Annotated in this window: 17 protein-coding genes; 6 read left to right on the top strand and 11 right to left on the bottom strand. The window is 39.9% G+C overall.

The window, feature by feature from the left end:
- Positions 1-5: 5 nt before the first annotated feature.
- From tssE to PVK79_RS07860, 11 genes are all read right to left on the bottom strand, one after another.
- Positions 6-413, bottom strand: coding sequence for a type VI secretion system baseplate subunit TssE (gene tssE, locus PVK79_RS07910; RefSeq protein ID WP_145242485.1), 408 nt, complete (start codon positions 411-413; stop codon positions 6-8).
- A gap of 54 nt (positions 414-467) precedes the next feature.
- Positions 468-953 carry an Hcp family type VI secretion system effector gene (locus tag PVK79_RS07905; RefSeq protein WP_007584479.1) on the bottom strand — a complete coding sequence of 162 codons (486 nt, stop codon included), beginning with the start codon at positions 951-953 and terminating at the stop codon, positions 468-470.
- A gap of 243 nt (positions 954-1,196) precedes the next feature.
- Entirely contained in the window at positions 1,197-2,723 is a 1,527-nt protein-coding gene (gene tssC, locus PVK79_RS07900; RefSeq protein ID WP_145242487.1) for a type VI secretion system contractile sheath large subunit, read from the bottom strand.
- A gap of 10 nt (positions 2,724-2,733) precedes the next feature.
- On the bottom strand, positions 2,734-3,255 hold the full coding sequence (tssB, locus tag PVK79_RS07895) for a type VI secretion system contractile sheath small subunit (protein ID WP_145242489.1): 522 nt from the start codon (positions 3,253-3,255) through the stop codon (positions 2,734-2,736).
- A 64-nt stretch (positions 3,256-3,319) separates the two neighbouring features.
- The gene (locus PVK79_RS07890) at positions 3,320-4,879 is read right to left on the bottom strand and encodes a TssA family type VI secretion system protein (RefSeq protein WP_182733902.1); all 1,560 of its coding nucleotides are present in this window, start codon (positions 4,877-4,879) and stop codon (positions 3,320-3,322) included.
- Positions 4,876-5,868, bottom strand: a complete 993-nt coding sequence (gene tagF, locus PVK79_RS07885; RefSeq protein WP_257326854.1) for a type VI secretion system-associated protein TagF — start codon at positions 5,866-5,868, stop codon at positions 4,876-4,878. The genes PVK79_RS07890 and tagF overlap by 4 nt, the downstream gene beginning before the upstream one ends.
- A gap of 8 nt (positions 5,869-5,876) precedes the next feature.
- The gene (gene tssM / locus PVK79_RS07880; protein ID WP_257326853.1) at positions 5,877-9,593 is read right to left on the bottom strand and encodes a type VI secretion system membrane subunit TssM; all 3,717 of its coding nucleotides are present in this window, start codon (positions 9,591-9,593) and stop codon (positions 5,877-5,879) included.
- A 9-nt stretch (positions 9,594-9,602) separates the two neighbouring features.
- Positions 9,603-10,328: a type IVB secretion system protein IcmH/DotU gene (icmH, locus tag PVK79_RS07875; RefSeq protein ID WP_257326852.1), complete on the bottom strand. Its 726-nt coding sequence runs from the start codon at positions 10,326-10,328 to the stop codon at positions 9,603-9,605.
- Between the two features lie 10 nt (positions 10,329-10,338).
- Positions 10,339-11,679, bottom strand: a complete 1,341-nt coding sequence (gene tssK / locus PVK79_RS07870) for a type VI secretion system baseplate subunit TssK (RefSeq protein WP_145242497.1) — start codon at positions 11,677-11,679, stop codon at positions 10,339-10,341.
- Entirely contained in the window at positions 11,679-12,146 is a 468-nt protein-coding gene (tssJ, locus tag PVK79_RS07865) for a type VI secretion system lipoprotein TssJ (RefSeq protein WP_145242499.1), read from the bottom strand. The genes tssK and tssJ overlap by 1 nt, the downstream gene beginning before the upstream one ends.
- 34 nt (positions 12,147-12,180) lie before the next feature.
- Positions 12,181-12,555, bottom strand: coding sequence for a hypothetical protein (locus PVK79_RS07860; RefSeq protein WP_257326850.1), 375 nt, complete (start codon positions 12,553-12,555; stop codon positions 12,181-12,183).
- A gap of 360 nt (positions 12,556-12,915) precedes the next feature.
- Here PVK79_RS07860 and vgrG point away from each other — a divergent pair, with 360 nt between their 5' ends.
- The 6 genes from vgrG to PVK79_RS07830 all read left to right on the top strand — a co-directional run bounded on the left by vgrG (position 12,916) and on the right by PVK79_RS07830 (position 19,777).
- Positions 12,916-16,401 (top strand): type VI secretion system tip protein VgrG, encoded by a 3,486-nt coding sequence (gene vgrG / locus PVK79_RS07855; RefSeq protein ID WP_257326849.1) that lies wholly within the window; start codon positions 12,916-12,918, stop codon positions 16,399-16,401.
- A gap of 13 nt (positions 16,402-16,414) precedes the next feature.
- Positions 16,415-16,939 (top strand): DUF4303 domain-containing protein, encoded by a 525-nt coding sequence (locus PVK79_RS07850; RefSeq protein ID WP_257326848.1) that lies wholly within the window; start codon positions 16,415-16,417, stop codon positions 16,937-16,939.
- Positions 16,940-16,981: 42 nt separating this feature from the next.
- The gene (locus PVK79_RS07845; protein ID WP_257326847.1) at positions 16,982-17,326 is read left to right on the top strand and encodes an immunity protein YezG family protein; all 345 of its coding nucleotides are present in this window, start codon (positions 16,982-16,984) and stop codon (positions 17,324-17,326) included.
- Between the two features lie 227 nt (positions 17,327-17,553).
- Complete coding sequence (locus PVK79_RS07840) at positions 17,554-18,483, top strand: hypothetical protein (protein ID WP_338052644.1); 930 nt, start codon at positions 17,554-17,556, stop codon at positions 18,481-18,483.
- Between the two features lie 10 nt (positions 18,484-18,493).
- Positions 18,494-19,240 (top strand): immunity 49 family protein, encoded by a 747-nt coding sequence (locus tag PVK79_RS07835; protein ID WP_257326845.1) that lies wholly within the window; start codon positions 18,494-18,496, stop codon positions 19,238-19,240.
- A 33-nt stretch (positions 19,241-19,273) separates the two neighbouring features.
- Positions 19,274-19,777: a hypothetical protein gene (locus PVK79_RS07830; RefSeq protein WP_257326843.1), complete on the top strand. Its 504-nt coding sequence runs from the start codon at positions 19,274-19,276 to the stop codon at positions 19,775-19,777.
- Positions 19,778-19,802: the final 25 nt, after the last annotated feature.

Genomic DNA, 19,802 nt, shown 5'->3' with positions numbered 1-19,802 from the left:
AAATATTAGTCACCATTTTTAGCGTGCTGCATTACATCAGCCTTACCGCCTGATTCAAACCGCGTGTTTAACTTAATACATTGGCCACTGGTTAGAAATGCTTGAATATCCAGTCGGATCACGCAATTTTCTTCACGTATTTCCATTGGAATAACATTGGCATAACGCACTCTTGGCTCATATTTCTCAATCAATTTTTTAACCTCAAACGCCAAAGTATGTTGCGAATAAGGCAAACCTTCGTAAATATCTTCAACATCGGGCAAACCATAATCAGCCAAATGCTTTAACACCCCACGGCGAGCATTAAGCAGCTCATTAAGATGGTTACAGACACTATTTTGCTCATCAGTCTGAAAACCTTGATGTCCATTACGAATGACAGGTTGAGTTAAAAAATCGAATAACGCCATGAACTTACCTCTGATAAAAGGATATGCTTGCGCATATCCTTTAAAAATTCCGACTTATCGACCTTCAGTCCAAGAGTCAGAGAACTCGATGTTGCCATCAAGGTATGTCCAAGTAATGCGCTTATAACGTAAACATACTGTTTCAAGGTGCGGATAACGCTCCTTGTCTAAGTCTTTTACGTTGTGCATTGTTGGTGAGATTGACGTAATTTTTACATCTTCCAACTTGTGGCAGAAATACTCACGCTCAGTCCCTGTGTCATCGATACGGTACCATTTAAGCTCAAGTTGCTTAAGTGTTTGACCGTTCGAGCACGCTTTATACAGATACGGTGTAGCTGCATCTACCGCTTTAGTAATTACAAACGGTTCATGCTTACGTGTACCTGTAAGTTCACCCGTGTCGTTATCTGTAGGAATGCGAAGTTCATGATCAAAGTGTAGGATCTCGATTGAACCTTCACGCTCTGCAACAGTTACAGAACCTTTGATGTCATTACCTTGGTCATCCTTTAACCACATATACGCTGGAATTGCCATTTCATTATTCTCCTTTTAGAATGAAGTGTTTCCTGTTAGTTGGCATTGGCATAAACAACCATGTTTATGCCCCCCAAAAAGCCCTCTGCTTCATGCCACTGGGGAACATGTCCCAAGTTGGATGCAACCAACTTGGGACAATCTTTTCCATCTACATTTTTACACCAACCAGCTACTCACCAAATTGACGTATTTACACTTTAAAAGCCTGCGTTAAATGCGTTTCATCGGCGGCTTGGCAGTTCATTTTTCGCCAGGCATCTGCCCTACTAGTGCTAAGCGCACATCAATACCTTCCACTTGGAAATGTGGCACTATGTACGTACTAACACGGTAATAACCTGGGTTACCCGGAATTTCAGCAACAGTCACTTTGGCATCTTTTAATGGATGCGTTGCAATTAACGACTCATCAGGGTTATTCATTTTAGTAACTAACGCACCTAACCAATCGTTAAGCTGCTGCTCTAATTCATGGCGAGGTTTACTCGAACCTATGTTTTCACGCTGCAACACTTTTAAGTAATGCGCAATGCGCGATACTAAGAAGATATACGGTAAACGCGAGTTAATACGTGCGTTTGAGGTTGCTTCTGGCGTTTCAAGCACTTGTGGCTTTTGCGCACTATTAGCTGAGAAGAAACACGCAAAGTCTGAATTTTTATAATAACTAAGTGGAATAAACCCTTGGTTAGCAAATTCAAGCTCTTTAGTCTCTGAGATCAATACTTCTGTTGGGATCTTAGTTTCTGAGCCTTTACCTGCTTCGAATGAATGAAGTGGTAAATTCTCAACTTTACCGCCCGACTGTGGGCCACGAATGTTAACTGCCCAACCATTATCATGGAAACTGCGAATAATATTGGCGGCAAAAGCAAACGTTGCGTTACCCCATAAATAGCGCTCATGGTGTTCACTGTTTACATCTTCTTGGTAGTTAAAGTTACGCAGTGGATTAGTTTCACCATACGGTAAGCGCAATAAGAAACGTGGGAACGCTAGGCCGATATAGCGTGAATCTTCTGATTCACGGAAGTTTTTCCAACGTAAAAATTCAGCACGCTCCATGTACGAACCAATATCTTGAATTTTAGATACTTCATCAAGTGAGTCTTTCAAGAAAAACTTAGGTCCTACGCTGCCCATAAATGGGCAGTGCGCCGCAGCTGATACGCGTGAAATTTCTTGTAGTAATGAAACATCTGGCGCTGAACAATCAAACTCAAAGTTCGATACCATAGTCGATACCGGTTCGCCACCTGGGGTGTCGTAATCTGAGGTATAAACATGCTTGTACAATGCTGATTGCGTGGTATCAGGTGCTTCTTCAAAGTCATCACGCAGGGTTTCTTTATCAACGTCGAGCATTTCGATTTTGATGTTGGCATTGTTTGGCGTGCGATTAATTAAATAACGCAATGAACGCCAAGCTGATTCCATTTTTTGGAAGTTTGGATTATGTAAAATCTGGTCTAACTGCTGTGAGATAATCGTATCAACTTTCGCAATATAGTCATCTAACAACAACTTATCGATACGCGTAACTTCTTGGCCGCTGCTGCCAGCCATATCTAAAAATACATTGATTGCCGCTGTTAAACGCTCATTCGCACGGGTTTCAGCAAGGTTGCTGGCATCACGAAAAGTGTCTAATTTGATCTCATCTGCAACTGGGGCAATATCGACCAAGTTACAAAGGCTTTCGTAGGTTGATACCGGAGCTTGCTCAATTGAATGAGCTGCAACGTTTAATTGTTCTTGCATTGACATGGTAACGTCCTTATTCAGTAACTGGGTGTTTTTCGTCTTCAGAAGCAAGCGGGGCAATTTCATCCAGCTTAGCTTTTAACTCATCAAGTTCTGGCTGGTTTTGTAATACCCGCTCTAGTTCTTTACGTAATGATGAGTTATCCAAAAGATTCGATTTCAAGTCACGCAGTAAGTTACGCATTGCCATCATTTTATTTAACTCAGGTACCTGTGAAGCAACTGATTCTGGATCAAACGATTTAAACGAATCAAACTGTAAATTCACGTTGATCTCGCCATCGCCTTTGATCTTATTAGCAACTTGAAAGTTTGCCTTTGGTGCCATATCTTTTAACACTTGCTCAATATTATTTTTATTGATTGTTACGCGTTCACGCTCAGCAAGGTCTTGGGTATTTAAACCATTAGAGTAATCACCAATTACCAGCATTTTTAGTGGCAATTCGCTTTTTTGCGATGCGCCATCCGTATCAAGCTCTAAAGAGATATTGATCCGAGCTCTTGGGATCTCTTTTTGAAATGTATCTGTCATGTTTCTTCCTTTGCAGTTTGTATCAATTCCAATTAACCTCGACCCATTAGTCAGGCTCTTGTAACTAAATCCAAGCTATTGCTTGAGCCGGATTGGTTACCATCATTCGCTGACTAATTTGCTTAGCAGCTAAACTCATTTCATCACTTTCTGCCAACGACAGATTGGCGTAACATTGCTTGGCAAAACGCCATACTTCCATGCAAAAATGTTGTTGCCACTTCGCTAATTGAAAAGTTTCAATTTGCTCAAGTAATTCGGTTAAAATTGCCAAAGCGTGTTCATAATGCTCCGCTTTAAGTAACAACTTGGCTTTTAATAATTGGCTTTGTGATTGGTCAAACCCGGTAGGGGTACTTAATTGCTCAACCTTGCTAAGCGCAGCACTGAGTTGTCCTTGCACTACTTCATCAGCCAATAAGCTATAATGTTCATCAAAAATATTGCCTTGCGAATTATTGCTTGCTGGCGTTTGTGCATTGCTAATTTCAAGTAACGTTTCTTTATTGGCTGGGCTGCATAACCCTGTGCCATCGTCGTACTGTAAATGAGTTAAAAGCGGAAACTGACTAGTTAAATTAATCAATTGCTGCTCAAGCCAGTGACTTAGCTTGCCTTTATTTAATTGTTTTAACGCACTTAATACCAACATTTGTAAGTTGAGATTAAATTGCATCGCACCTTCCATAAATAAGCCTTCTGCAAGCATGAGTGCCTGCTCTGGTTGTTCACTGGCAAGTGCATTTTCAATCGGTGCAAAAGCCGCAGCTCTTGGTGCTGGTAAGCGTGTTTTACCATTTTCATTAGCCGGTATTTTCAACCCAGACCAACGTGCAGCACGTGATAATTTAATCACCCGCTCGATGTTATTTTGTTCTTTATCAAAATTCAGTAATTCACGAATAGCTGATAAATAAGCCGTGTCACTGCTGAGATCACCAACCGTAATACTTGCAACTTGACTTACAGAGCTGTGCACTGATGATGTTGAATGTATTGCCGGTGTACCGTCGCTTGGTGCTTGTTCAGTATCGTCTTTACTAACAACTGACGGCTCGACTGCCTTTGCAACTGGGTTGCGTTTCATTTGCTCGTCAGTCCACTCGTTTAAAGTAGATAAAGGACCTGATTCACTATCTAATAATGGTACTGAGTGTTGGTTGTAATCGGTTAATACCGCATCTAGTTCGGCCCATTGTTCTGCGGTTGCCGAATGACTTTGCGAAATCCCTTTTAGACGTTCTTGTTGCTGTAAAAACCAGGTATTTACAGCACTGCGCATGCGCTCTTTAAGTGGGTGTACGTCGTTGCTAAAATCAGCCAATATCTTATTAAACAATTTGATTGAACTAATTAACCCCTGCACCCCAAACTCACTGGTTGCAGCTAAGCATAAGTAACTAACAATACGTAAATCTTTACTCTTATTCTGTAATAAGTCAGTTGCTTGAATAAACATCACTTTAAAATCAACCTCACCAACACCCGATGAAGATGCTTTGAGACTTTTAAATGTTTCTTCGTATTTTAAATCTTCGCCACACGGCAAACCTTGCAATGGTGCAGCAAGTTCATCCAGCCATAGTTGCCAGCTATTGTGAGTATGTGGTTGCTTTAAACTCATGCTTTACACCATCGTCTTAGTGCATCGTATACACTTACGTTATCCATATCGGCAAAATTAATACTGTAGTCACTTGGCACTTTGCTCAGTGGTAAATTCGTCAAATCAATAATTTGTGTTGATTTGTCTTCATTTAACCAAATCGAGCTAAAATAGGATGCCGATACAGGACGACAAAACACCGTTAAACTAGGCGCATGATCTTCACACCCTAGTTGATAAAAGAACCACGGTTGCCAGTTGTGATCAGCAACCACAGATGCTATTAAATGCAGCCAAAACCCAGCGACCAAGGCGCTCTCATGACTAAACTGTGGCATTGGTAAACGAATACCAAATTGACTGCGTAGACAGCCTCTATTTGCAATCGACTTCAATACTGCAGATAGTTCTTCAATTAATACAGCACGCTTATGCACATCATTCATCTGGAGATGCTGCCACAACACACTCATCGGTATCATGCGCAGTTTATCTAGCTCTTGATTTAAATTTGGTTGCTGCTTCAACGCATCAGCAACCTTGTTATAAGCATGAGCTTGTTCCGCCATCGCATCAATTGATGGCGCTTCTTTAATGCGATCATTCACACCAATTAAGTGCTCAATCAAATGACTAGCATATAAAAACAAAAATGCTGGATGGCGTTTATAAGTGTCTAATCCGCTATGTATAAAAGAGCTAAAAGGGTAAAAACGGCCACTACTATCTTTACTTGGTTGTAAAATACCAAGCAAACTACTGTCTTCACTGTTCCCAGATACAAAAAACAACGATTTAACACCATTAAGTACAGCAACATTATTCGCCTTTCGACCACGATTAAGGTGAGCAAATCCTTCTTGTAACCAATGATCAAATGCCACTGATTCACGCGATGAAATATTTAACTTCACAAAATCAGGTCGTACTGGTGTTTTCCCCATATAACCGTAAGAAAACTGTTTTACTAGTAACGGCGATTTCTTTTTAGAAAATAAATTAAACATATCCGCCCCTACTGTACCGAATTATTATTCGACTGCGCATATTGCGGCGATTTCGAAAACAACGAGTTCGGTAAAGCAAACGAAGTCAGCATATATTTTGAGAAAATACCGCTATTACGCCCTGATTTTAAGGAAAACTGTACTGTTAATTGCTGTTCTGACTTATCGGTTAGTTCCCATGTAGCTAAGAACTCAGTGCCTTTTATCCATTTTACATTAGCATTATTAAGCACTTTAAGTAGCGCCCACGGACCATCTTGCTCAATCGAAATTCGATTGCCTTTATTATCTAAACCATAAAGAATCGCTTTTTCTGCAGCACCACGACCAGGCCAAGAAAAGTTACGCCACTCCTCCGGCTCATTACGATAGCGATAACCTTGCTCTGAAAAGCCTAAATAAGTTTCACGAATGCCTCTTTGTGGTACTGGCATCATCTGAAAATTAAAGCCCGCAGAATCTGCGCCACTAGTAAATAGTGAACGTGTTACTTTATTTGCTTTTGTTAAACCATCGAGTAATTCTTTACTAAAGCCAATACCAACACCATTCCACTGTTTTTCTTCCCATACGCCACGACGTACTTTCATAAAAGGTTTCAGTTGAGTGTTAGTAAAGTTCCATAATATGCCCGACTCAGTGTTTAAAAACTCCGATACATCAGCAATCGCGGCATCAGGTCCATTTAGGTTAAATGGGTACTTTCCTGCGATGCTGTTGCTGTACATTGTATAAACTTGGTTTTCCCACTCTTCATTTAACTGGCTTCGTGCTTTGGCCATAATTGTGGCTATACCCGCTTGTAAAGGCGCTTTGAAAAGAGTATCCAACGTTTCTTTTGTTTGTGGGTCTAAAGCACGTGTTTGGCTTTCAATGATGATCCATGAAGACTGCAAAGCATTGGTTTGATTATTACCTGAGAGTAAATCTTGGACAAAAATCATAGCTTGGCCATCATCTTCATTACTCGCCGCCATCGCTTTTATGTCTGAGTGGATGCTGCTTAATGAACTAATGTACTGGCCCATGTAATCAGAACTGCGCTTATTATCATCGTTTTGTGTAAAACGGCGTAAATCAGCAAAGCGAGATTCCAGCTCTGGCGCTCTAACCGTACTCATTTGTGAAAAATCAGGGCTGTTAATAGCTTGTTTAGCTAGCTTTCCTTTTGCTGCTTTTTTCTGCGCAACGTCGGCAGCACCGGCAACTAAGGTCGCAATTTTGTCATTATTCGCGGTAACGGCTGAAGGTTCGTCAGCAACCATTATGTTATTGTTCACCAGCATCATTAAATCTATCAATGGGCCATCGTTTGATGAAAGGCGAGCAAAATCAATACTTGCATCGTTTAAGTCTCTAAACGCTGGGACTTGAATACTATTTAAGAATTCGAACCAAGTATTACCGTAATCCTTAAAGTAATAAGCACGCATTGCTTTGGCTAAGGACTCAGCTTGTGCTTCATCTACAGCATTTTGCCCTTCGTCATTACTGGTGCCCATAACCCAATCGCCTGAGAACACTAACCGTGAAATACGTTTAATTTCAGGATAGACATATTCTTGCCAACCAGCATTGGTATATACATAAGGAATTGCATAGCTACTTTTTAATACATCACGGTTATTAGCCGACATAAACTGATTAAGCTGTAATGCTTTTTTGCGCTCAGCAAAGCTTGTTATCACTTGCTTATACAGAGGCTCAGCCTCAGGTTGAGTATTTAAACTTTCGCGCGCAGTATAAATTGCGGTTTCATTTGCTTGCCAAAAATTAATATTCCCAGGATGCTCTAGATCAGTACCTAAATTAGCTAAGTACACATCTAACAACGCAGTTAATTGACTATAAATGGGTGTATCTTGTTGCGCTGTTAAATCAATATTAAAGTGATTACTAATAAAACTAAGTAGCTGCTGTTTAGCAAATTCATCATTTTTATGTTCGGGGTGTGTGCTTAGCATTAAATGTAATTTAAGTGCTTCGTAATAAGGTTGTCGAATACCTACGCGTGACTCCGGCTCATCAGAGTTCCAACGACTTTCATACTGTTTTAATTGTGCTAACACCTGTTTTTCAGCAGGAAGTGTGATCAATTGGTTTAACTGGTTAAATAATACATTCGCGACACTTTGAGTTGTTTCGTCACCTTCGTAAATACCAAAAATAAAATACCAAGGTAAGCTTTTTTCATAACTTACAAGCTCCTGATAATGCTCAAATAATGCAAGTGTTGCAGCTAGCTTTTGATCCGCCTTCGCCTTATTTACATTAACTTCAACCACCGCTTTCACGCGTGCTTCGCCTTGGTTAAGCAATAACTGATTACTGGTGTATGAGGTAATCAATAACGCTGTAATCGCCGCTATTGAGGCAAGCCCCGTGGTTACAGTTAAACCTTTTAACCAACGCCCAACTAGGCGCTTTTTACGATTACCCCGAGTTAAATCTTGTAGTTTAAAAACAACATCATTAAAAACGCGATTAATAAAATAGCTTTGGGTGATTGTTTCTTGTTTTTGTTCAACCACAACCGCGCCAAATTGATCGCGTACACCGTTGGTGATTCGCTCAATTGGTGTGCCCTCTTGTGTACCTGAGGTAAAATACACGCCTGCAAACCAAGGAACTTCTTGGTACGGATTCGCTTTAAATAGCAAGTTTACAAATTCGGTTAGTTTTGTTGAGGCCGATTTAAACTGATTAGGAAAATCAAGGATCAACTGTTTACGATGCTCATTTCGTTCACGGGCCACTTTACTTAAACGTTGCTGGCACAAACGTTCGTATAATTCATCCATTCTGAGCTCGAACATTTCAGCCGGATCGGTTTTTTGATCTTCACTAATATCAAGTAAATATGCGCCCCACACTTGCTCGCGCTCTTTTTCAGATAAGTCATTAAAAAAAGGTTCAAAGCCACTAATTAAATCGGTTTTTGTGAAAGTGATATAAACAGGGAAAATAACACCTAGTTGCGTGATCAACTCTTCAATACGTTCACGGACTAACTTTACATGCTGGCGAATTTCTTCACTGTCAGAGGTTAAAACATCAGCTACACTAATTGCGACCATTACGCCATTGATAGGTAATTTTGGGCGGTACTTTTTCAGTAAATTTAAAAATGATAACCACTCTTTGTTTTCTGATTGCTCAGTTGTGTAACGTCCTGCGGTGTCAATTAAGATCGCTTGATCTGAAAACCACCAATCACAGTTACGTGTGCCACCAAAACCTTGAATATGCAGTTCGCTAGAGTTTGAATACGGAAAATGTAATCCAGAGTTAGCAAATAAAGTACTTTTACCGGTCGCTGATGGACCAATGATCATATACCAAGGTAGTGCATAAAGAGCGGTATTACCACGATAGCCAGCGCCTAAGTGCGATGCTTTTAATGAGCCTAACGCTTCTTGCATTTTTTCTTTTATTTCATCAAGCTCAGCACTTGAGCCCGCATTGTGATTTGCAAGTTCAGAAGCTAACTTATCGCCAGAACGCTTAGTCCATAACCAACGAGTAAAAATAAATAAAATGAATACCGCCGTAACTGCTCCCATAGCAATCAGCTTTTTATCAGTCGTGTCTAAGCCCACCATGCGCCCAGCAAACCAAACAATGCTCAGCACTGCAATTAGACCGATCAACTGTCCTGTGGCGCGAGATGACACTAAGCCCAGTAAAAAATGCACTAGGCCACTTTTATTTACTCTTCCTTGCATGGTATTGCCTTATCGTGTCTCGTTGGTTTTATTCAATTGAGTGAGTACTTCCACCTGATTACTTATGGTTTGCGTACTCTGTGTAGCCTGCTTGTTGATCACAAAATGAAAGCCTGCAAATAGGGAAGCGATTGAGCCTAAACAAATCGACAGAATAACCCAATAAGGGACATTACGACCGACTTTCATAGCAAACCCTTCAGCAGGTACGCCATTATCAGAAAGCAGTGCATTAGGCGTGCCTTTGACATCTTCAATTTGTGCACGAATGTCAACTATCAAAGCTTTAAGCTGTTCTATTCCTTTAACTTTATAGATACCTTCAAAACCCAATTGCAAACAAATATAGTACACTTCTAACGCCGCAAATTTATTTTCACCGCCAGTACGCAAAGTCGCTAAACGCTCAAAAAACTCTTCACCTGCACGGTTATTGCCAAAAAACTCTAACTGCAGCGGTCGTGACATCCAGTCCATACGAAAATGCGCTCCGGAGCTCATTACAAACTCATCGCACATTGCAGTAAGAGCAAATTTTACTTCTTGCATCACACTAGTCGTCACTTGTTGGGCATAACAATTACGCTCAAACTCATCAAAACTATTTAATAACTGATCACGAAAATCGTTCAGCTCAAGATCGGTTGATTGCTTGAGCTTTAATGGCGATAACGCATTTATAACCGGTGATATACAGGCGATTAAATCTTGTTGTTGTGATTGTTGTTGCATCATTTCACCTAACTTAATTGCGTGCGACAGTAACTATTTCGATTTGCGCAGCTTGCAAACCAAATGGAATAAATAAACTTAACGACTGCTCTTCGATTATTTGCTGCCAAATGTAACCATGTGATTCAAGACGGAAATATTCATATCCACTCTTTATTGCTAATTTATTTGGCGGCCGTTGGCAGTGAGTTAGCTGAACACCTGCAAGGGCTGATGAAATCATAATATCGAGTTTTTCAGTTGCGCCAACTTTAACTTGGTCGCTAAATGTTTCAATCCACTTGGTATCCTCAGCTTCAAAATAAACCGCTAGATAAAAGTCGTTATGCTCAAAAATTGCTGAGTCAATAGTCGCAACCTGATGAATAGCATTGGAAATTTTTTCAAGTTTAAGGCCAGCCATTTTCTTAGGCACAACACCTTCAAGTAGCTTAGTTAGCAACTCATCTAACTTACCAAATACATGGCTGAGTTGTTTATGCTGATAAGGAGGGACTTGGTTTACTAAATCACTGTGTTCAAACATCGATACAGAGCTGATCAAATCAACCAATTCACAGTACAAACGCTCTGGATGAACTAATGACAAACTTTTTAAATGATCCAACCGCTTTGCTGAAGGTGCCATCGCATTAAGTAATAAAAAGCTATTCATCTCGTTTGGACCAAAGTCAGTCACTGAACCAAAGTTTTTCCTGCGACTAAGCAACACATTGACTTTCGCATTCACTAAATTTGCGGTGCGATTTAATAGCTCAGTTAAATATACCGAAGCACTGATATTTAACAGTGGTGGTACAAAGTGTTTATTAACAACAAAAGAGCCGTCTTCTGCGCGGACTATTTTCAAACACGCTAAAGTATCAAAATAAGTTTTTACATCACTATCTGTTAGTAATATAAATTTAGGGTGCGCTATCAGCACTTCACGATTACGTGCAGCATCATGATCATCATTTAACTCAATATAGTCTGCATGATAGGCACTGAGCTGACCGGTTGTTGCATAACCTTCAATATTACTAACGATTTTATTGGCAGCAATCGCGATGTAAATAATCACTTCATCTAGGTTAGGATCTAATTCCAGCTTTAATTCGTCATGTTGTTGGCGATCAAAATCAAGTAATCGACCATTTTCAAGTAACAATTTGAAGCTAGTAATTTTTAATAGCCCACGTGATAACGCTGACTCATCAATTGCAAGATGCTGGATACCAAACACCAATGGAGAAATAAGTCGCTGTCTTACAATTTGATTTTGCTCATGATACTCATCAAATAACTGAAAATGGTGTTGTGCTAATAATACACCTTCAGCCCAGACGGGTTTTACGGGGGCTTTAGTACTCATTACTGTGCCTCATCCACGTCAGGCAACTGCACTTCATTATTTGTGATCAGCACATCTAATGCAGTCGATAATTTAACCGGACCATCACCTAGTTGATAATACGTTTTCCATTTGTCTCCTTGGCGATCTCTGAATAACGCAACAATTGCCACAAAACGAGCATTTTCAGCTTGTTCAAAAGCGATCGTTGTTTTTTCGGCAGGATTAATAGTGCGTTCTTCTAACGTGATCAATGAATTTGCTAATACTGATTTATCTGACTTCCAAAGTTCTTCAAACGTCGCTGTTTTAAAGCTCTGAATATCAGACAATTGATACACTCTGAGAACCACTGGAAGTGCTTCATCAAATTGATTTAAATTTAAATTATCTGTTGCTGTAATGTCTAACTCTACATTAGTGCTCATGCACGCAGTGAGTGACATTAACAGCACAGCTAAGATTACTTTATTTATTGCAAAACGCATTTAATACCTCATTAGATATTTTAAAATTGATTATTCAGTTTTTACAAAGGATCTCTTCATAAACAGGGCAAATAACCCTGTTAAAACGCACTGACGCACAATCTGACCAGCGATTGTCATTTAAAATTCTAGAAAAAAAACCTGAACTTTTATTTTCTTGATTTTCAACAGCTAGAGACTTGATGACAACATGATCGATTGAAGATATTAATTTAGAATTTAAAACTATTAACTCTTGAATATAACTAGATATATTTTCATTAATTAAAATAATATTTCCATCGTTCTTTGGAGGATTATTCAAAAAGAAGAAAAACTGATCTATAACAGATTCAGAAAAAACACGATGTGCAGGAATACCTGTTTGATCAAGTAAAGAGGAGATGTTACAGGTTAGAGACCAAGCCAAGGAGTAAAGGCTATCAACCTGATTTATAAAATCTTTTTTTTCTCATTTTATCATCCTTGATTTAACATAGCCAGCTTAAAGTTGCACTAACGCGGTAATTATTCAGTCCTTAGAATTAGCGCATGATACAAACATAATTGTTAAAATGTCAACCGAATTCAGTGCGAAAATACAACTATTTCTAACTTAAAGTTGTTCCCAATAAAAGCGACCACACCATATAATTTTAAAAATGAACACATTATGAACCTATTTGCATATAATCTAAATATCGTTGATTACAAATATTTCATTGATTATCGCTAGATTAATGTGTATTTTTACACGCATTATCGACCAAGGTAGCAAAAGGACAAGGAAATGTCTAAATCACGATTATTGTTAGATATTAATAATAAAACAATGAACGTAACTCAGGTAAAGGGAATTGAACGCTTAAATAAAAGCTTTGAGTTTGACCTGATTTTCGACACACTCACAGATGAGCCTTTAAACGATTTATTATTACAATCGGCCTTAATTACATTTGTAAATAAAGACAATTACTATCGCCACCAAGCAGGCCTCATAACACAAAGCACCGATCTTGGGTTATTCAATAAAAAACGCCGCTATCATATCGTCATTAAAGATCGATTGAGTACGCTAAAAAACACCTCAGATAGCAAAGTATTTATCGGGGTTAATTTAAAAGATGTTTTACACTACCTAGCATCACAAGCCGGATACTCTCAAGGTCAAGTAGATTTCAGAGTTACCCAACCGTTTGCTGATATGCCTCAGTGCGTACAAGCAATGGAAAGTAACTGGCAGTTTTTTCATCGTTTACTGGCTTCCCATGGTTTATTTTATTGGTTTGAAAGCAAAGACTCGGCTGAAATACTGGTGATAAGCGACAGTAATTTAAATAGTCCCTACCTTGAGCGCGGCGTTTTAGAAGTTACCAGTAGCGCTGGAATGAATAACCAACACAGAGAGCAATTTGTTGGCTTTATGCATGCTCAACTTACTGAGTCTATTTATAACAATACTGCAAACAGTGCAGCCTATGGGCAATTTAATACCATTGCCAGCAATAGCCAATCATTCTTTGAACCCTGTGCGTTATCGCAATCCGCCGCAACTAATCAAGCACAAAATTTTAGTAATGCACTAGCGAGTTTAAATAAAGTTATTAGCTTAACTGGTAACGTATGTGATTTATTTGCGGGATGTTCGATTTCATTAAGTGATAACACCGGCATTGGTAGCAGTGGTGACTTGCTCTGTATCGCAGTCGAGCACTACAGCGAGCAACCAAGTGACGAAAGTAGCCATGAGGGTTTAACTAAATACAGTTGTACAGCGCAATTTATTGAGCGAGGCACCCCCTTTAAGCCACTCCCTATTCCCCATCAAGCAAAACCGATGGTATTCCCTGCGAAAGTAGAATCACTGACCGGCAATGCATTTATTGATGACAACGGGCAATATCGAGCCCGCGTTGATTTTGACAAAAATGCCAGACCAATAACGCAGTCAAGCCCTGCCTTGCAAAAGTTAGCTCTGTATGCATGCCAAAACCAAACTCAGGCCACTGGATGGCACTTTCCACTCGTCGGTGGTTCAGAGGTACTAATAGGCTGTATTAACAACGACCCTAATCACGCCTACATTATGGGCTTTGCACTAAATAGCGATCAACCAAGCGTAGTAACCGCCGCCAATCCAACGCATAACCGATTATTAACCGCAGCCCACAACGAACTACTATTTGATGATGACGACAATGAGCCAAAAGTTATTTTACAAACCCTTGCCAGTGAACATTACTTTGAGCTAAACGCCAAACAGTCTGGCCGCCAATTCATAGAATGGATAAGCCAACTAGGCACTATAAACTTGCACGCAGGAAAAGACCTCTGCCTAGAAACCGAGCAAAGCAATGTACAGTTCGTGATAAAGAACAATCAATTTATTGATGTTAAAAATGAACTCAAACAACAAACTAACAACGGCAATATAAATTACCAGAGTGCCGGCAACAATGCGTTCATAGGTAAAAAAATCGATGTTAAAGCTGACCAAGAGCTATCATTAATTTCGGGGCGTGCGGTTAAAATAAACGCGCAAAGTGATATTTTACTAAAGACTAATAACAGTGATTTAAAGCTCAACGTACCAAATGGCTCAACGTTTTTACAAACCAGTAAGTCAATTAACATCACAGGCTCTGGGCAAGGCGATTTAATCATTCATAACGCCGGCGGCGAAATTAAACTCGATAGCCAAGGCAACGCCACCATCATCGCTACCAATATACTCACGCTCGACAGTAACATAGTGACCTTTGATGGACCAGTTGATTACGATATAGAAAGCCCGCAAACAGCCAGTAGCCCAAGTGCCTCAAGTCCTGCGAGTATTAGCCGTATTAATGATGTAACCATAAGTGATGCAGGCGTTGCGGCAACGACTGCTAGCGTAGTCGATTTAGAATACGTTTACCAAGACGGCAGCCCGGTAAAAAATGCGCCCTACACCATTACCTTTGATGATGGAACGCAAGCGACCGGGCAACTAGATGACAGTGGACAAGCACAACTCAGCAATATTCCCAGCGGTCAGTTCAGTGTTAAATACGGCGAAGACAGTCGCGATTTTCAGCCTGAAGATAACACCACACCCAACCCGTTGTATGGGCAAATAACCACCGCCGATGCTGTGCACATGATCAATAGCGGTAACACTGCAAAACTGGAAGAGGCTGGCAATTTAGCCAACCAAGCAGGCGATTGGTTATGGGGCACACTGCAAGGTGACTTTAATAGAAACCCGAGTACATCACAAATCGTTGTGGGTACAATTATCTCGATGATACCGGTGGTTGACCAAATCATGGATATTCGTGATATTTGTGCAAATACCGTGTTACTCACCGATGATGACAAAGCCAATGACAGCGACGGTTGGATAGCCTTTACCCTAACCGCCATTGGTTTGGTTCCATTATTAGGCTCTGCTGTAAAAGGCGTGGGTAAAGTTGTAATTAAAAATAGTGGTGAGTCAATGGAAGCCGCTATTGCAGTGCTACGCAAGATGGGCAAAGGCGACCCAGTAAAATACCTGCGCGAAATAAACTGGCAAGACTTAGGCAAACAAGCCGCCAGTGAAGTAAAAGCAATTATTAAAAGCTTTAGAGATACCTTGCAAGATATTTCAACCAGCTGGAAATACGACCTCCTACTGCCAGACTCAGCCATTGACGGCATGCAAGCTATGGTCAAACAACTTGATGAAGTCACCCCGCAAATAGACCAAGGGGTAAGAAACGCAGCGCAAGAAATTGGCAATCGCGTAAATAAAGCCCTTGATGAGTTTGAGCCACCGGCAAGCACGGGTGTAGTGGGCAAACCGAAGAAAACAGTAGCGAATGAGCTGGAAGCGCCGAAAGGGAATGATTTAAAAGGAGCCACTTCGAAAAATAGAAAATTTGGTCCTATGGAAGGTGAAATAGAACCTAGCTGGGGTAACCTTTTAAGAAAACATGGTGCAGGAGAACCACCTGAAAGTATGATAAATCCGCATGCCCATCATTCTATATTTAAAAAAGGGCGGGGTAAAAAAATGATTGAGTATCTTGACGAAAGTAAAGATATTGTAGAAAAGTACGATATAGACTGGTACAAAGGGCCTGAAAACTTAGGATGGGCGCCAAACAAAAACCATAGCACAAAAGCAGCGAAAGCTGTCAGAGATTACTTAGTTAAAGTTGAGCAAAACAGTCCATCGAGGGAGTCAATCATAAAAGCTTTACAAGAAATAAAAGAGCATTTTGCAAACGATACTATACATACACTTTACTAAAGAGAGAAAATTCATGGATATGCCTTTACTTAGAGAAAAAATTGAATCGGCTATTAAAGATTGTTGCTTAGAACTAAAAGCCAATCATGGGCAGTCCAATTTTTATAGTTTCGCATTATATAGTGACCCTGATGCAGCATCTATAGCCCCTTCTGCAAATACTAAAGATTATCTAAATGAATTAGTAAGTGCTGATCCAAGTGATACAATTTATTATAAGTGGAGCCCTGGAGAATGGCAGTTTGAAGGTGTAGGGGCGAAACATTTTAATGAAATATCTAAGGAGCTTTTTTTATTAAGTAGTAAAGCCAATAGCGTCTCCGAAAAATCAAATCATAGAAACATTATCTTTAACAGTATTATTGAGGCACTGGCAAATGTAAAGCAATCTGGATTTTTTGATTCATTTGCACAGAATCCAATCATAGTTTTTTCTGTAATTGGAAATGAGGACATAAAAGAAGAAGTACGTTGGATCTCAGAGCTCAACAGAATAGAGGAAGCTGAAGAATTTGAACAATGGATTTATACTCTATAGCTAACACAGTTTCATTATCAAAAATAACGCTAAGGACAGCATATGCAACCAGACATAAAAAACACTCCACAACAACTCGGTCAGTACCTTTATCAACAAATCAATGAACCGTGGCTTGAAGCACAACTTATTTTAAATTACGAAGATGAAAGCGTACTTGAATGCAAAGCGCATTATCAAACTGCTTCCGATGCAAGCGAACAGCCGATTACCGTGACAGACGAGATAGTCGGTTTATTCAACACCCTATTTGATAAAGCCACCCAACACCAACCCGAAAACTGGACGCGCGCTATTTTTACCATAACGCGCCAAGGCCAATTTAACCTAAACTTTGAGCGGGATAACAATAATGATGAAGTTATCACTGCACAGCAAACACATTAATTCATAACCTAGATTCAAATAAATAATTACCCGCTCTTTAACAACATGGATGTTGTCAGGCTAGGCGCTAGAATCTTTCAAGATTAGCGCCCTAGCCTTGTATTAGCTTTTACTCCATAAACGATTGAATACTCTGTAATAAAAGGCGTAGGTAAAGTCGTAATTAAAAACAGCGGAGAGTCCATGGAAGCCGCTATTGCAGTCCTCCGGCTTTTTACCCAACGAAAGTGGGCAAAGGCGACCCAGTAAAATACCTGCGTGAAATAAACTGGCAAAATTTAGGTAAACAAGCCGCCAGTGAAGTCAAAGCAATTATTAAAAGCTTTAGAGATACCTTGCAAGATATTTCAACCAGCTGGAAATACGACCTCCTACTGCCAGACTCGGCCATTGACGGCATGCAAGCTATGGTCAAACAGCTTGATGAAGTCACCCCGCAAATAGACCAAGGGGTAAAAAACGCCGCAAACGAAATTGGCAATCGCGTAAACAAAGCCCTCGATGAATTTGAGCCACCGGCAAGCACGGGTGTAGTGGGCAAACCGAAGAAAACAGTTGCCAATGAACTAGAGCCGCCGAAAGGGAATGATTTAAAGGGGGCTACAGCGCTTAAGCGAGTCAGAAACCCAGCCCTTGATGCCCATTATAAAAACTTAGCTGCTTATGAAACGGCTTATAAGAACAAACTAGATGACGCTATTAAAAATGGTGATTCAAGCCATCGCATTGGTGCATTTAAAGCGAAGCTTACCGAAGTTAAAGGTGAACGTGCAGCAAGTGCCTATATGGCACAACACTTTTATAAGCCCCCGCCACCTGCGAAAATGGAGCTAGGCTTTGGTCCGGGCCCCGGTTTTGACCAAGTATGGGCTAAGCGGGATAAAAATGGCAACGTGCTAGAATACTTTATCGTTGAAGCTAAGGGACCTGGCGCCGAGCTCACTAAAGGAGCTAAGAAAGGCGATCAAATGACCACGAAGTGGATAAAAAATACAATTAAAAGCATGAGAAAATCCAAGAAATATCCGGCTCAAAATACACTAGGCAACGACTTATTCAATGCGAATGACTTAGATATACCGTTAAATAAAATTGTTATTGAAGCCGTTGAAAAAGGCGGTCAAGTCGTCGAAGGAAAATTACAACCTTTACCATAGAGAATTGATAATGCTACAGTTAAACCAACTATTAATAGAAAATATAGAAGAAAACATCTCACGTGCAAACAGCCATTTGGCCGCATGGATAGAGCGTTTTCAAGATAATACTAGAACCCCTGAACAAAATAAAAATAGCGTATTTAAAATAACCGATTTCTATTTTATGCTTGCATACGCTAAATACGCACTCGAAGAGCACTCAGAAGTAAAACCCAATTTTGAAAAAGCAGCACCGTTTGCTTTTTTATGCGGCTTCGACCCTAAATTAAAAACGAGTAATAACGATTGGACTATTCAACAAGAGCTAAATGTTGTTCTTCTCTTTGCTGAGCAGGATGTTTTAGAAAAGCTTAAACACAGTGAAATAAAGTTATCCAGCGTTCAACATCAAGCAAAACTCCAATACGCTGAACTATTAAAAGCGATTGGTACAGGCCAAACTATTAATAAAGATGATGTTGAGGCTGCTTTACTTGAAGCCAAAAACACTAAAGACAAAGATGTACTGCAATATATACTTCCTTTATTAGAAGCAATCTCGGCCTTAGTCTCAGGTGATGAATTACGTTGGCAAACTAGTATCGACAAAGCCATAACTTGGCATAAAGATGAATGTAAATTTGGTGATTTAAAAGATATGGAAGAAGGCTTTATCTGTTTAAATGCTCTTACTATGGCAAAGTTAGGCAAAGACATGCATGGTTGGCAATGCCAAACCGATTCACTATATTTACCTTTATTTTTAATTGATTAGTTTCGATAATCACACAACACGAGCCTATTATCTATGAGCAGTTTAATTCACCTATTACTTATTGACGAAGATAGTTACCCCACTACGCTTGCCGATGATGATGATGAAAGCAAATACCAACAGTTATTAGAGATAACCCAAAATGAAGCCATTCATTGGCAATCTATCGAAATAAATCTGCGCGGCTTTGAACCAGCACTGCAATTATGGGACGCCATCGCAGGTAATAGCCGTTTATTATTGATTGCTAGCTTTAATTTTTATCCTCACAAACTACTCCGACCCGATGCGGATATCAGCGGTAGCTTTGGTTTTTTTCCTGCGGATATGGTTAAAGATTTATACGCGATAATGGAGGAAGAATACAATTTTGATATTAGCAACTTAGAAGGGCAGCAAATTATTGCTGAAATTGAAAAGGATGGAGACGATGAAGTAAACCCCGAAGCCTATGAGCTAGTTCGAGATAAATACTTTGTAACCTTTAGAGATGCGGCTGAGCAAGGTAAATCTATCGTCGTACTCATTGAGCAATAATTAACTTATATAGAAAACGCTAAGG

Origin of the sequence: Pseudoalteromonas rhizosphaerae, from assembly GCF_028885455.1 — a bacterium.
GTDB classification, from domain to species: Bacteria; Pseudomonadota; Gammaproteobacteria; order Enterobacterales; family Alteromonadaceae; genus Pseudoalteromonas; species Pseudoalteromonas rhizosphaerae.
This window is presented reverse-complemented; position numbering and strand designations above follow the sequence as displayed.

What these genes read in the sequence shown, in the direction of transcription:
- tssE (WP_145242485.1), bottom strand. Translation starts at nt 413, where the DNA reads ATGGCGTTATTCGATTTTTTAACTCAACCTGTCATTCGTAATGGACAT.
- PVK79_RS07905 (WP_007584479.1), bottom strand. Translation starts at nt 953, where the DNA reads ATGGCAATTCCAGCGTATATGTGGTTAAAGGATGACCAAGGTAATGAC.
- tssC (WP_145242487.1), bottom strand. Translation starts at nt 2,723, where the DNA reads ATGTCAATGCAAGAACAATTAAACGTTGCAGCTCATTCAATTGAGCAA.
- tssB (WP_145242489.1), bottom strand. Translation starts at nt 3,255, where the DNA reads ATGACAGATACATTTCAAAAAGAGATCCCAAGAGCTCGGATCAATATC.
- PVK79_RS07890 (WP_182733902.1), bottom strand. Translation starts at nt 4,879, where the DNA reads ATGAGTTTAAAGCAACCACATACTCACAATAGCTGGCAACTATGGCTG.
- tagF (WP_257326854.1), bottom strand. Translation starts at nt 5,868, where the DNA reads ATGTTTAATTTATTTTCTAAAAAGAAATCGCCGTTACTAGTAAAACAG.
- tssM (WP_257326853.1), bottom strand. Translation starts at nt 9,593, where the DNA reads ATGCAAGGAAGAGTAAATAAAAGTGGCCTAGTGCATTTTTTACTGGGC.
- icmH (WP_257326852.1), bottom strand. Translation starts at nt 10,328, where the DNA reads ATGATGCAACAACAATCACAACAACAAGATTTAATCGCCTGTATATCA.
- tssK (WP_145242497.1), bottom strand. Translation starts at nt 11,679, where the DNA reads ATGAGTACTAAAGCCCCCGTAAAACCCGTCTGGGCTGAAGGTGTATTA.
- tssJ (WP_145242499.1), bottom strand. Translation starts at nt 12,146, where the DNA reads ATGCGTTTTGCAATAAATAAAGTAATCTTAGCTGTGCTGTTAATGTCA.
- vgrG (WP_257326849.1), top strand. Translation starts at nt 12,916, where the DNA reads ATGTCTAAATCACGATTATTGTTAGATATTAATAATAAAACAATGAAC.
- PVK79_RS07850 (WP_257326848.1), top strand. Translation starts at nt 16,415, where the DNA reads ATGGATATGCCTTTACTTAGAGAAAAAATTGAATCGGCTATTAAAGAT.
- PVK79_RS07845 (WP_257326847.1), top strand. Translation starts at nt 16,982, where the DNA reads ATGCAACCAGACATAAAAAACACTCCACAACAACTCGGTCAGTACCTT.
- PVK79_RS07835 (WP_257326845.1), top strand. Translation starts at nt 18,494, where the DNA reads ATGCTACAGTTAAACCAACTATTAATAGAAAATATAGAAGAAAACATC.
- PVK79_RS07830 (WP_257326843.1), top strand. Translation starts at nt 19,274, where the DNA reads ATGAGCAGTTTAATTCACCTATTACTTATTGACGAAGATAGTTACCCC.